Origin of the sequence: Photobacterium lipolyticum (assembly GCF_003026475.1) — a bacterium.
In the GTDB taxonomy this organism is placed as follows: Bacteria; Pseudomonadota; Gammaproteobacteria; order Enterobacterales; family Vibrionaceae; genus Photobacterium; species Photobacterium lipolyticum.
On record NZ_PYMC01000002.1, the window covers coordinates 178,244 to 192,962 of the forward strand.

At 47.2% G+C, this 14,719-nt stretch carries 5 protein-coding genes; 2 read left to right on the forward strand and 3 right to left on the reverse strand.

Going from position 1 to position 14,719, the window contains the following annotated elements:
* The first annotated feature begins 268 nt into the window (after window positions 1–268).
* A complete protein-coding gene (locus C9I89_RS03670; RefSeq protein WP_107282008.1) occupies window positions 269–451 on the forward strand; it encodes a hypothetical protein in 183 nt (60 codons plus the stop codon).
* Window positions 452–594: 143 nt separating this feature from the next.
* Here the strand turns inward: C9I89_RS03670 and arsB are convergent, their stop codons facing one another.
* Window positions 595–1,614, reverse strand: a complete 1,020-nt coding sequence (arsB, locus tag C9I89_RS03675) for an ACR3 family arsenite efflux transporter (RefSeq protein WP_107282009.1) — start codon at window positions 1,612–1,614, stop codon at window positions 595–597.
* A 245-nt stretch (window positions 1,615–1,859) separates the two neighbouring features.
* Between arsB and C9I89_RS03680 the strand changes: the two genes are divergently transcribed.
* Window positions 1,860–2,381 (forward strand): DUF4136 domain-containing protein, encoded by a 522-nt coding sequence (locus tag C9I89_RS03680; RefSeq protein ID WP_107282010.1) that lies wholly within the window; start codon window positions 1,860–1,862, stop codon window positions 2,379–2,381.
* Window positions 2,382–2,527: 146 nt separating this feature from the next.
* Here the strand turns inward: C9I89_RS03680 and pulA (C9I89_RS22635) are convergent, their stop codons facing one another.
* Window positions 2,528–9,454 carry a pullulanase-type alpha-1,6-glucosidase gene (gene pulA, locus C9I89_RS22635; RefSeq protein ID WP_211315199.1) on the reverse strand — a complete coding sequence of 2,309 codons (6,927 nt, stop codon included), beginning with the start codon at window positions 9,452–9,454 and terminating at the stop codon, window positions 2,528–2,530.
* 645 nt (window positions 9,455–10,099) lie between these two features.
* Window positions 10,100–14,536: a pullulanase-type alpha-1,6-glucosidase gene (gene pulA, locus C9I89_RS03695; protein WP_107282011.1), complete on the reverse strand. Its 4,437-nt coding sequence runs from the start codon at window positions 14,534–14,536 to the stop codon at window positions 10,100–10,102.
* Window positions 14,537–14,719: the final 183 nt, after the last annotated feature.

Genomic DNA, 14,719 nt, shown 5'->3' on the forward strand with positions numbered 1-14,719 from the left:
TATTTTTGTGCTGGGGGTAAGGATTCACCAAAATGGCTAATATGCTTGATAGCCAAACACCTCTGCTCTGACTTGCCACTCACTGGCGGTGGATGACGAAATGGGCTCTAAGGTATGAATGATTGTGGTTGGGTCACCACCTGTGCAGGTCCGATGGCCGCTACTGCTTTCTCTGCCATAACGTTGTTACAGTCTTCTTATTATTAAGACAACTTGATAGTGAAATAACAACTTTACTGAAAGAAAGTCTGGTTATTTGGGGGATGTGATGGAAGAAATAACATTAATTGCAGATACTCAGGATGTTCTGGAAGCCTTTCTGGATAACGGCTTACACAGAGAGTACTCCATTTACTGTCAGTTTCCCCACTGTGACAAACACACCCATGAACTCAGGCTCTCGGAAGCTCGACATATCGAGTTTAATGATGGATTCAGCTGCAGGAAATAACCATCTATTCAATGAAGCTATGTTACCGACCTAAAACGATACAGCCTCTTACCTACCAGTAAGAGGCTGTAAAACAACGATTAAAGACAGTCTAGCCATTCACGCTAATTTAACGGGTTATCTTATCTGTCCGAAATGCTTAATCAGGCAGATCTGACAGGAAACTTCTCGCGGGTTCGGTTGGCATAAGCCACCAGCGATAACATCACCGGCACCTCAACCAAGACCCCCACAATAGTCGCTAAGGCCGCTCCGGAATGAATACCAAACAGGCTGATTGCTACCGCGACGGCCAGTTCAAAGAAGTTTGATGCACCAATCATACTGCCTGGTGCTGCAACGCAATGGGGCTGCTTCCACTTTTTCATCCAAAAGTAGGTTACGGCAAAAATAATGTAGGTCTGAATTAGCAGTGGAATCGCGATCAATACAATATCAATGGGATTATCAATAATGGTCTGGGCCTGAAAACCAAACAGCAAAATCACCGTGCTAATAAGACCGACAATTGAAAGCGGTTTAATACGCGCGCCTAGCTTATCAAGCCTGATCTGATCACGAATGAAGTGACGTGTCATTGTACCGGCAACCAATGGTATAACCACAAACAGACAGACAGATAGCAATAAGGTATCCCACGGTACAATCACATCAGTGACACCGAGTAAAAACGCAGCAATGGGCGCAAATGCAACGACCATGATCAAGTCATTAATAGCTACCTGGACCACGGTATAGTTAGCATCGCCTTTTGTCAGTTGACTCCAGACAAATACCATTGCGGTACACGGGGCAACACCCAATAAAATCATGCCAGCAATGTATTGCTCACCGAGTTCGGGGGAAATCCAAGCGCCAAAAATATAGCGCATAAATAGCACTGCCAGCAGCGCCATTGTGAATGGCTTTATCAACCAGTTCACCGCAATGGTAATAATCAAACCTTTTGGTCGACGATGAATATTACGCACAGCAGAAAAGTCGATATGCATCATCATCGGATAAATCATCAGCCAGATCAGTACTGCAATAACCATATTAATCTGTGCATATTGCAACCTGCCAAGGAAGGCAAAGAAATCAGAAAATAGCATGCCACCAGCAACACCAGCCAGCATACCAAGCCCCACCCATACACTTAGAAAGCGTTCGAAAATACCCATAAATTTCCATACCCTTACATTTTACACCTGAAAAGCGAAGATCCATCAGACCTTTCCTATTTATTGATAGCCCAACATATCGCTAATCGTCGATTATCGATTGGTATAATTCATATAAAAGGCCATTTGCTGATGACCTCTCAGTTCAATCGTGACGACAGATGAGACAGCATGAACTATTTTCACAACCAACTAACTGATATCCCTTTGCTATACTGATGTCAGAAACTATACGAGATATTGCTATGGCCAATCTATTTCGCTCTGCTTGCTTATGCCTGTTACTTGTTGGCTGTAGTGCTGATGTCTCAACCGACTACAATAGCCAGATTAACTATAGTCAGTTTAAAACATACCAATTTGCAGCACCGCCAAGCCAGACTGCCGTCAGCCTCGACGCTACGCGGGTCGAAGAAGCCATCAGTACACAACTGGCAAATAAAGGCTTGCAGCACGTCTCAGAGTCTAGCGCGGATCTAACGGTCAAACACTATATTGAGAAACAATCAGATTTTGAATCTTATGGCACCAGCGTTGGCTTTGGCTATGCTTCCAGAAACGTGGGGATCGGGTTCAGTTCACCCACCCGTTACAAAGAGTACAAGTACGGAAAACTGATTGTCGAGCTAATCGAAAATACCTCCAACCAAGTGGTGTGGCGATCTGTTTCACAGCGAAGACTCACTGAAACCATGACGCCAAGTTCCAGAATTGAATTTATCGATAAGCAAATCAGCGAGATGTTCAAGCAGTATCCGCCGCAGTGACCGTTTATCTGGATATTTTATTCTTGCTGATGGATTAGATAATTATGCGGATTGATATCATTTCTGCGTTCATTAACAGCTAAAAAAAGGGCGCGAATATCGCGCCCTTTTCTATTTAGCAGATAAATGTCTGGTTAAATATAACGTTATTCAACCAGCAGGAAACGTCCCGTCAAGGCTGGTACAGCAATATTTAGCGTACCACCGCCGTTAGCGATCACTTCTCCAGTCATCAAATCAACCAGCTTGTTACCAGCCTTCAACTGTGATGCATCCAGATCATAAGACGTATCTTGTTCAGAAACGTTCAGCAGGTAAACAATCTGCTCATCATCCGCCTGTTTCAAATCGACATACAGATCAGGTGTGATTGCCAGGTTACTGCGCTCGCCACTATACAATGCCGGATGTGTATCACGAACTTGGAACAGCTTGGTTACCCAGTTCTTAAGATCGGCCTGTTCAAGTGTCAATGTCACTCCAGTAACCCCTTCAATCTTGGCACTTGAGCGGGCAACGTGATCGTCACACAGCCCCTGATCCGCACAATTCTCGGTCACTTTCTTGGCAAAGCCTTCTACCTGATCACCAATTTCATCACCGTAATACAAGGTAATAGGACCGGTCCAGGCACCCAGGAAGCTGATAGCCGCCTTATGGCGCTTCCAGTAGTTACCCTTGTTACCACGTTCAATCAAGTCGCCGAAGCGAACCAGATCATGGTTACCCAGCATCAGGTTTGGCATCGCATGATTCGGATAGTTTGAGCGGCTGTTCCAGAATGAATCTAGCTGAGTTGCATCTGATGATTGCCCGCTTTCTTCAACTGCTAACGCCTGTACCACTCCATAACGACGGTTAAAGTCAAATGCTGAAGACAGAGCCGGATTCTCATCGGTGCCATAGGCATACTGGTTGATTTCTGAGGCGCTCTTCCACACCTCGGCAACCATGTAACCCAGCGTACCCCATAATTCGCCACCAGCCTTACGGGTTGTGGCTTCTGCCTCTACCGCTGCACGAATATCGCGCCATGCATCCAGCGGAAGCTGGTAGGCCTGATCCAGACGCCAGCCGTCAATACCGTACTCACGAACCCAGTACGTAGCGACTTCCTTAAAGTAATCGAGGCTCTCAGGCTTGCTGTAATCAACAACGAAACCCGGGTAGCCCATGTCCGGCTCACCTTTGTCATTAAGAGGCTTCACAAGAGCAGGCTTGACGCCATTTGGCGAAGCGTTAGGCACGCCTGCCAGGCCGACATGACCAAAGACACCATCAAGGAACACATACATCCCTTTCTGATGGGCGATATCGATCAGCTCCTTCAGCTTTTCCTTGCTGCCGAAATTAGAGTCAACGTTAAAGAAATCACAGGCAAAGTAACCTGTCGCCCCAAGCCGTTCGTCACCAGCCAGGCCTGCACACGAATCAAACACCGGGGTTAGCCACAGTGCATTGACATTCAGCCCCTTGATGTAGTCTAGGCTGTCGATAATACCCTGCAAGTCACCGTTATGGTGTGAAGTACCATAGCCGACACCATAGCCACGGCTTTTATCACCATCAACAAATGACTCGACCATGATCTGGTACATGCGCAGGTCACAAGCAGCATTATCGCTATTGTTACAGGCATAAATTGGCTTAGGTTCAGGCTTGGTGATCACCAGCTTAGCGTGGCTTTTATCACTGGCATCAATAACAAAAGTCCAATCGCCTAGTTCTGTCACTGAAAGCTGAAGGTTATTGTCTTCCTCTGCATCTTGCCACTGAACTGAGTCACCACCTGCAACCAAGTCGCTGAAGCCTAGATTGACGGTATTCCAATCCTCACTTGCTAACTTAAAGTTATAGTCACCCGGCTGAAGGTAAATACTTACCTGGTATTTGCCGTCACCTAGATAGGTCAAAGACGTACCGTCTTGCCAACCGTTGAAATCGCCACGCAGTAAAAGCTCTGTATCACCATAAGGTACTGGTACCGAATCACATTTCTCAAACAGCAGGGAACCCTCTTCATTGTCGCCAGCATTCAGCGTCAGTTTCACGCTGTAGGTCGCCGCACCCAAATCAAAGGTGTTGTTTGACGATCCGGCGTCACGCTTGACCGCTGTGTAATCTACGCCATCGAGCAGCTTGATATAGCTACCGGCCTCATTCACCACCGAGTACTGTACCCCCCAGTTATCCGTATCATCGGCAATTTTGAATTGAGTTGGAGTTGCCTTATCTACGGTAAAGTAGGCCTGGTAGATATTGTCGCCCTTGTAGGTTAGCTGATACATCGGATCCGCAGCCCAGCCGGAATGCAAACCACGAACAAACAGCTTGGTATCAGCCAGCGGTGCAAGTTCGCTGCTGTCAGCCAGCTTGCTGCATGAGCTTTCGGCAATCTCCTGAATCAAAGTCACTGTCACGACAGGCTTGCTGGCATCGGCAGACGCGTCAAGCACAAAGCGGTAGAGTCCCTTGGTCTCGGTGCTAAATGCGATGTTGCCATCTTTATCGCTCAACGCAAGCGTACCTTCACCCGGTTCGATTTGATCAATACCGAAGTTAGTACCATTCGTCCAGCCAGCATCGGCAACTTTAAATGCCTGGGCACCAGCTTCCAGTACCATCTCGACACTATATGCACCGTTTGCAAAATTCATCACAGTGGAATTGCCCCAGTCACCGTTGATGCCTTTCAGATACAGATCAGTGCTACCAAAAGTCGGTACATTCGACGTGTCTTTGTCACCAACAGGCAAACCTTGTCCCTGGGCACTGCCTTGCTTTTTAACAAACACGGCCGTAGTCAGTGCCGGAACGGTAAACTCACCATTGGCAAAGGTTGCCGAGATCACGGTTTGGTCGGCAGACTGTTGCTGCACTTCGTGCAGGGTAAAGCCTTCTGCACCAGCAACCGACAAGGCCTGCTCGTGGATAGTCGAGTTAACCACAATTACTGCAGCGTCTAGGTTACTGTCCAGATCGTCTAATCCGATACCGTCGTCAATCGACATCACAATCACACCAGCAACCTGATCGGTACCGGTATTGTGGAAATCAATACGGTTCTTGATCTGATCAGCGGTATCAAGGTGGAACAGCTGGCTGCTGGTACGGATCTTAAGCAGCTCTTTAAACTGCTTGTCTGCCAGCAGAACCTGCTCTGTTGTCGGCTGGGTCTCGCTGTTGGCGATCACCTCTTTAATTACCGGATAGTTGGCACCGTCCTTGTCTTTGCGCGGCAGGCCGACATTCCAGTTATTGGTCAGATCAGGGTTGTCCAGATCAAAATCAACCTTGTTGTACCAGTCACCCGAGTTATAGCTGTCACGCTGCATCGATTTGGAGCGAAGCAGCGAAACACCTAACTGGAAGAAAGGCACCCCCTGGCTGAGCACCACGGTACTGTTGGCAACATTCTGCATCCGTACCCGGTCTTCCAGGCTGACGCCTGCGCCAATCTTGTACTGGTTGATATCCCACAACGTCTGGTTATCGTGTTTGGAGATATAGTTGATCGTCTCCTGCGGGTTCTCTGCATAGCCTGCAGGTGAACCGCCGTATTTGATATCCTGGCCACGCTTGGTTACGCCATTTTGGTCTTCAAGCAGGTAGCTCTTCAGGTTACCGGCCATGCCCAGGCGAACGATATCCGCCTGGTGGTTAAGTTCGTCTTGCTGGGCCGGATTGTCAAACTCAGCACCGGCATTACCAAAGCCTTTACGGGTCCTCAAGGTTTCGCCGCTGTCGCTGTATACCGTACCGCGAACTGCATCGCGCAGTCGGTCGCTGAACGTACCGTAGCCGGTGCCGCCCATATTCCATTGCGAACCGTTAACACCACGGCGGTTGTTGACAGTTTCACCGTAATCCCAGGCTTCCATGTAGAAATAGGTGCCCTTGTTGCTCTCACGAACCTTTTCCCGGGCCTTGATCATGTTGGATTTCATATGGAAACCAGCCAGATCGAAGCGATAAGAGTCGATCTTGTAGTCTTTTGTCCACATATCCAGCGAATCAATCATGACTTTTTCCATCATGACCTGCTCGGTTGCGGTGTTATCACAACAGGTAGAGCGTTCTACTGCTCCAGTGATTTCATTGAGGCGGTGATAGTAGCCAGGAACAAGCTTATCCAGTACCGACTGTTCACCAAGACCCGAGGCATTGGTGTGATTATAAACCATGTCCATCACGACTTTAAAGCCCATGTCGTGCAGTGCCTGCACCATTTCACGGAACTCTTTAACTCGGGTAGTGCCCTCGGCATCCGTCGAGGTGCTGCCCTCCGGTGCATTATAGTGGTACGGATCATAACCCCAGTTGAAGCTGTCGAATTCACGCAGATCGTTCATAAGCGCCTGGGCGTCTTCCGATTCTGGATCGTAGCTTTCCAGCAATGACTTCAGGGTCTGGTTCTGATCGGCACGCTTACATAGTCCTGCCGTTGCATTCAGTTTGCACAGTTCGGCAATAGTATTGTTCAGATCAACACGCTTAGTCGGATCTTCGTTCACGGTACCGATATCAAAGGTCGGCATCAGGTGGACATAACTTACACCGGCATCCTGCATCGATTTCAGGTGCTTGACACTGTCGCGGCTCTCTTCGGTAAACGCCATATATTTACCGTTATACTCCGGGGTGCCCTTTGTATCATTGACACTGAAGTCGCGAACATGGACTTCGTATAGCACGGCGTCCATCGGCTTGGCGTCTTGATCAAACTCATAAGCATCCCAGTCAGCAGGCTTAAGCGACGGATCGCTCATATCAACCACCTGCGAGAAACGACTGTTGGTAGAGAAGCTCTGACCATAAGGATCGGTGGTCTCAAACAGTTCAATCTTATTGCTCAACGGATGATAGACCTTGACGCGATAGCGGTAGTAATCGCCTACTGCCACGTCATCGGGTGTAAGCTTATAGACACCGTCGCTATCTGCATCGATCATCTGATAAGTATTTTTCAGCTTGGTCTCATCAGATTCGCGGTACACCAGCAGTTCGACACTTTGCGCCGTCGGCGCCCAGACACCAAAGGTCACACTGTTGCCGTCAAGCACTGCGCCTAACTTTTCTTTATCGGCATTGCGATCTTCGCCTTCACCGCGGGTATAGAGAACATCCAGCACACCAGGGATCTGGACCTTGGTTGCCTGAATGATATTGTCATCTGCATCTCGGGCAACCGCAACCAACTGACCTTTCAGAATGTCACGTTTAACGTCAGTGGTGCCATCAATTTGGAATGCCGCCCAGTTACTCAGATGCGGGAAACGATCCTTGACCGTATCGCTGGCCGTACCGTCACTCAGTGCAACAACCTCACCACCTGAAATCGTCTGGCTGACCGCATCGTAGATAATGCCGGCAGTCTTGGAATGGTAAAGCTCGACTTTGGCTGCACCTTCGGCTTTATCCCACAACAAGGTGTTTTCATCGACCCAGTGAGCTGACGCACCCGCCAGTTCGACAGGCAGTACATCATCTGCATTGTCGAGGATTGCTGAATTATCAGCCGGAACAAAGCCCTGGCGATCTTTGATCGTGTCAAATTTCAGTATCATGTCTGCTGACTGGGCATCGCTGGTACGAACGATGAAGTTAACACAGTCGCTTTCTTCCTGGCTCTTGAGCGGCAGTACCCAGTAGGTACCAAACTCATCATGACCCGTTGCTTTTACGCTACCCGCATCCCAGTTGGCAAAATTTTCAATGTTATCGGCATCGTAAGCGCCACACGATTCATTGTTCCAGACATGCAGGGTTTTCTCTGCATCATCGACATCGTCCTTCGAATAGATCACAACTTCCAGATCATTGGCTTTGACTGCACCAGAGTCACCGGCAGGAACGTTCGGCTCCGGATCATCTTCATTTGCAAGGCCATCACCATCCAGATCCGGGTCTTCACTGTCGGTAATATGGTCGCCATCCAGATCTGCAGGTTGCTTTGTTTTGTTATGCGGATCGCTGCCTAAGCGCACCTCGTCGAGATCAAGCCAGCCGTCATTGTCATCATCCGTATCGGCATTGTCACCGATTCCATCAAGGTCAAAATCGACACTTTCGGTCTTATCTGACGGGAACAGATCATCATCATTGTTTACCCCGTCACCATCCCGATCCGGATCGGCATTGTCACCGATGCCGTCAAGATCCAAATCAACACTTTCGTTTTTATCAGACGGGAAGACATCACTCTTATTGTCTACTCCATCACCATCGCGGTCCGTATCGGCATTATCACCGATACCATCACCATCTAAATCTGCACTTTCTTTTTTATTATCCGGAAAGGCATCGATACTATCGGCAATGCCATCTTCGTCACGGTCACTTGAAACTGTCGGCTTGCCTTTCTCATCCAACACGAGTGTTTTCTTGCTTAAATCTGGCTTTTGTCCCTTATTGATCTGATCGTCAATTTCGTCACCCAGCAAATCAGCACCGCTTTCGAGTTCAGATAACTGTTGCGACTGGCTCTTCTCAACAAACTGTTCCGGTAAAATTTGTACCAGTGCATTGGCACTGCTAGCCAATAAGTCGTTTTTTGCCGCAATGTAGTCCACGGTCGGATCTAATTCAGGTTGCGACAGTGCTTCCTGAACCTCAGTGATCGCTTGTGCCTCACTCTTGCCCTGAGCTATCTTCAAAGCCACCAGTGTCGTTACAGGTGTAACACGGCTATAGCCTTTGGGGGCTGTCATCATGTAGCTTTTAGCAACCTTAATATCAGGGTTATCTTCATCAATCGTCACCCCTTGGACCACTTGTGTTACCAGCGGATACAAAGCCGGATCACCGCTGAAGTTGCTCAAATCGAGTACAGCCTTACCTTCTTCCGCAGTCGTCGCAGAAGGCTCATTTGCATCATGTTTGTAGTTTTGGTTCACATCTAACCAGATTACAGCATCCTTGAGATAGCCATCAATTGCCTGGACATTGAGACTCGTCGGTGTTGCCGGTTTTGTTGTTGCTGTCGGAGTCAGGTCTGAACTTCCGTCATTACAACCCGCCATCAGAGATAGCGACATTGTTGCCAATGCCAGTTTGGTGAGTTTGGTCTTCATTCTCGTTCCTGTCTTTTTTAATCACCTGCTTACCTGCAGGCTTTTCGATATGTCAGCGCGGAAATAACGTTATTTCCATGTTGACTAACTTTATTGGCACTTACGGAATGAATTTGCTTCGGAAAGGAAATCACAACAAATATTTTACGCACCGATAAAATTTGTGGCTGCGAATAGAGCATCATTCCATTAAGTGCCTTAGAACGGCCTTTTTTTGCACAGTGTGATTATATTTTGATAAAACGCGGTGAAATCAGCCCCATACGTTGCCGAGAGGGAGGAGTAGAAAGGAGGAGAAATGAACATAATTGACGTAAGTCACAACACCTAGGCTGAGTATTGAAAGTTAGCAACAATTGTTTACTACAGAATAATGCCAATATCACTCATGGTAGGTATACATTGTAAAAAAATGAAATTTAACAACACTTTACTTATAACTCTATTAATAGCTTATCACGAGAAATAATAACCACCACCTATACATTGAGACTGTACTTAAACCAGAAACTTAACAATCAGCGACTGAAGTAGGTGGATTAGTGTTGAAACATAACATCGCTAAAGCCGGTAGTTTTAACCTTCAAGTGACGAACAAAAAAGCGCTGGTTAATACTAACCAGCGCTTTTATTTAAAATTACAAGTTACATTTTTTGGATATCAACTTCCTTAGACAAAATATTAAATGTCACCTGATAGATACCCGTTTCTGCAGGGGTAAATTCAATGTTATCTGAACCAGTGAATGGCAGGCTGGTTTCTGAAGCGATCACACTGCTAGCGGCATGAACAAATGTATTCCAATCGCCACCTGTAAACTTAAATTCATACTTAGTCGCAGCATCCAGAGTCGCCGTTGTGAAACTGAATTGTTCAGCAGTAACCGAAGTCATCTTACGGTCATCAGTATGGTCCCAGTTACCTGAGATACTACCCGGAATATACCAAGAGACATCGGTGTAGTTGTCTTGCAACTCGGCAGCTAGAACGACAGGTGCTTCAGGATTCGTTGCATCCATCGTCAGGGTATACATACCCAATCCAGTGAACTCAACAGAGCAATTACCATCAACACCACCGTCACAACCAAACGTTGTATCCCAGTTACCGAAAGTGAATTTATAGCCATCCGCTTTATCTAAACCGACAGTAGCGCTGTACAGACCTTTGCCCGCATAAGGCGCTTTTGTACCCGCAGGATCCCAGCCATTGAAACTACCGGCGATGTAAACTTGCGTACCGGCTTTGAACGGCGGAATATCTGCTTTTTGTGTTACAGGAAGACCGGTTCCTCGTTCACCATCACGAGGCTGAACGAATACCGCGCTAGACCATGCAGGAACCGTGAACTTACCACCGGTAAAGCTAGCATTACCGGCAATAGAGTTTGCCTGGTTGTGCGTGGAGCTCAGCTCAAACCCTGCAAGTTCAATTGCTTTACTGTCATTATCGAGGAAGTTACCTGCCGCCTGTTCTTCAGGCGTGGCGTTAATGACGATAACAATGGAATCAAGGTTGCTGTCGAGATCCGTTGTTTGCGTTGAACCATTATCGATGGTCATCACAATCATCCCCGGAGTCTGACCTTCACCGGCGTTACGGAAATCAACACGGCTCATGATTTCATCAGCACCCGGCAGTGTCATCAGAGGTGATGCTTTGCGCAGGCGAAGCAGCTCTTTGTAGAACTCAAACATCTGCTGTAGGTTTGCAGCGCTTGGTTGCGCGTTTGCCGTTAGTACCTTTTCAATCACAGCATAGTTGGCTTCGTCTTTATCTTTCGCTGGCAGGCCTTTGTCCCAGTTATTGTCATCAAGGGTAAAGTCTACACGGTTATACCAGTCACCGTAGTCGTACGAATCACGCTGCATTGACTTAGAACGCAGCAACTCGCCCCCCATATGGTTAAATGGCATCGCTTGACCAAGCAGTACGGTCGACATACCAATTGCTTGCATGCGAACGCGATCTTCTAGCGAGACATCGTGTGAAATTTTGTACATGTTAATGTCCCAAAGCGTTTGGTTATCGTGCTTAGAGACATAGTTCTGGATTTCCCACGGCTGCTCTGCATAACCCGCAGCCTGGCCGTTGTAGTCCAGTGTTGAACCTTTTTGAGCATCGCCCTTATAGTCAATAAACTCAAAGTCCTTGAGGTTGCCTGCCATACCCAAACGGGTCAGGTCAATTTGGTGTAGCGCACGTGCTAGTTCGTCAGAAACGCCGTCTTCATCCGCATCCGCCTCAATGTCGACTAATTCATTAGGCATAACATAGGCGCCTGTCGCAAAACCTGGGGTTTTACGGATTCCTTCGCCGCCATCAAACGGGCTACCGCCGCGTACCGCATCACGCAATCGGTCCGAGAACGAACCAATACCCGTACCACCTAAGTGCTTTTGGGTTGCCTGAACAAAACGCTTGTCGTCTCCAACTTCACCGAAGTTCCAGCCTTCACCGTAGAAGTAGACGTCAGGATTAACCTGTCGGGCAGCCGCAAGTGTTCCCTGCATCTGTGAAAGCGGGTGGTGCCCCATCAAATCCCAACGGAAGGCATCGATCTTGTACGCTTCAACCCATGTTTGAATTGAATCGTCGATAAGCTTGGCAAACATTGCGTTTTCTGGCGCGGTGTTATCACAACATGTAGATGTTTCGACAGCACCCGTATCAGGAACCAAGCGCTGGTAGTAAAGAGGAACCACCTTATCCAGTACCGACTTGTCATTCAGGCCTGATGCATTGGTGTGGTTGTAAACAACATCCACAACAACATTCATACCGATGTCTTGTTTAACGGATTTAACCATTTCACGGAATTCAAGGATCCGCTTGGAACCTTCCGCATCTGTCGCATAAGAACCTTCGGGTACCGTATAGTGGAACGGGTCATAGCCCCAGTTATAGCTATCGACACTGCGCACGTACTCGTTGAGCGCTTCAACTTTTGCATTGTCTTTGGTGTCTGCTTCAGCAAGTTCCGCGAACACATCTGCAATCGTGTTACCACTTGTGCAATAACTTGAAAACTCGGAAGTTTTAACTGCAGGGTTAACTTCACAAAGCTTACTAAACGGTTGGTCGATATTGGCGACTTTTTCTGGATCTTCATTGATGGTAGCAATATCGAATACAGGCATTAAGTGCAGGTGGGTCATGCCCGCATCACTTAGCTGTTTAAGATGATCGACTGGCACGGTGCCTTGCTCGGTAAAGGCAAGGTACTTACCTTTGTTTTGTGTACTTGCATCGCGAGCAGAGAAATCACGAACATGTGATTCATAGATCACCATGTCAGAAAGATCGCTCTCTTTTTGTGAGTGAGGAGCTTCTAGGCTATCCCAGCCACTTGGTTTTAAATTGTCTGAATCTAAGTTAATTGCCTGACTGTAGATTGAGTTAGTTGAAAGGCTGACCGAATACGGGTCGGTCACTTCGTAATCGTAGCTTTTTTGTTCACGAGGATGGAATACTTTCATTGCATAGCGATAGAATTTCCCATCTACCGCATCGCTTTCAAGATCGATACTCCAGCTACCCGATGCCTCATCTTCAACCATTGCCACACGTTGAGCTTCAGATTTATCGCTGTTGTAGACAACCAGTTTAATCTCAGCAGCAGTTGGTGCCCATAAACGGAAAGTGACTTTGCCATCGTTATAGATAGGGCCATATTGTAGCTCTGTGGCTTCCTGGGCAAATAGTGCATCCAATGCACCGGCATACTGAACACCGGTGGCAGAGCGGAGTTCACCATCGCTGGTTGAAGCGATCGCGACCATGCTGCCTTTCACCAATGTAGAAAGAGCGATACCTGTCGGAAGCGTTGGTAAAGAAAAGGCTGGGTAGTCTGCAAGGTGTGGGTATTGTGCTTTTTGCTCTGAAGTCAGATCGGCTGACTGCAAAATAATTGAAGCGCCGCTGACCACGTTTCTGGGTTTTTCGTCGACCTTTTTTTCTTCTATGCTGTATTTTCCGTCATGGCTAAACATAATTTGAACCATGTCAGCATTTGCACCACCTTTCCATACCAGGGTGTTGTCATCGAGCATAATCGCGCCCAGTGTATCAACTGAGAACTCAGATGATGGCCCGGCTAATTCAAATGCTTCTTCCCGGGTATCGTACTGAGTTGAGCTGCCCGGTATAAAAGTTAAGGAGCGGTTGTCGCCCATGGTCGCAATATCAATTTTAATATTTGAGCCAATTAACTTATCTTTATTGCCATTACGGAAGATAACATTGAAACAACCTGATTCAACGCTTGTGACAGGGAGGTACCAGACCGGACCAAACTCATCACTATCATCTGGGATCACTGAGGTATCGTCCCAACCACTATTTTTGGCTGAATCAGTTAGCCCGTCACAGCCAGCATCCGGATTTTTATCTGTTCCCCACAGGTGAAGGTTCATGCTCTCGTAAGGCGTATAATCCCCCATTGCATCGTAAAGCTGCAGCGCAACCATGCCTTCAGGGGGTTCAGGAAGATCTCCCGGATTAACGACTTCAGGCATAGTGACATCAGTACCAGTCTGCGGAAGACCTTTCGCAGCTAGCAGGCCATCCTGGCGAGAGCCTTCAACAATTATTGCTGTTTCGGTACCAACCTTAACAACAGAAAATTCTTTTCCCAGAGAAGCTTCGCTAACCGGCACTGTAGCTTTAGTTAATTGATCCCCGTCTTTTATCTGTAGTTCACTACAAGATTCGAGTACATCTTTATTGACCAGCCACATCGGGCCAAATTCATCCGAGCTGGTTGCTGGTAGTGGATCTATACCGTCACAGTCAAGTGTCCAGTTGTTGTAACTAGGAACACTTTTTTTCAAACTAACTGCCGCTGAAGTGTCAACAACATAACTTACTGCAAATTGTTCTTCTGATGGTGCGGGAGCATCAGCTGGTAGGTTGATTTTTGGTTCAAGTTCAACCGGCGCGGTCTCTGAGGTGCTTGGATTTAAAGATGTAGCTGAAGACGAGTCATTGTCGTTACAACCTACGATAAGAGCAGCAGAACATAACGGTATAATTATTTTCGCAAGTGCTGAGTATTTAAATTTATTAGTATTTTTTTTCACAGTTCTAACCCACTAGTCATTTGAAAAATTGGCGAAGAATATAGAAACAAACAATTGTTACCAAAATGATAAGTGAATCAATAACAATGAAATCAACCTTGCCGACACGGTCAGGGGGATGAGTTCGAGGGTGGAGAGAATAGTAAATTTGAAATGACTCACACTAATCAGGCTTAGTCTTGT

Bases quoted from the DNA above. Each gene is read 5' to 3' on its own strand.
- C9I89_RS03670 (WP_107282008.1), top strand. From the start codon at position 269: ATGGAAGAAATAACATTAATTGCAGATACTCAGGATGTTCTGGAAGCC.
- arsB (WP_107282009.1), bottom strand. From the start codon at position 1,614: ATGGGTATTTTCGAACGCTTTCTAAGTGTATGGGTGGGGCTTGGTATG.
- C9I89_RS03680 (WP_107282010.1), top strand. From the start codon at position 1,860: ATGGCCAATCTATTTCGCTCTGCTTGCTTATGCCTGTTACTTGTTGGC.
- pulA (WP_211315199.1), bottom strand. From the start codon at position 9,454: ATGAAGACCAAACTCACCAAACTGGCATTGGCAACAATGTCGCTATCT.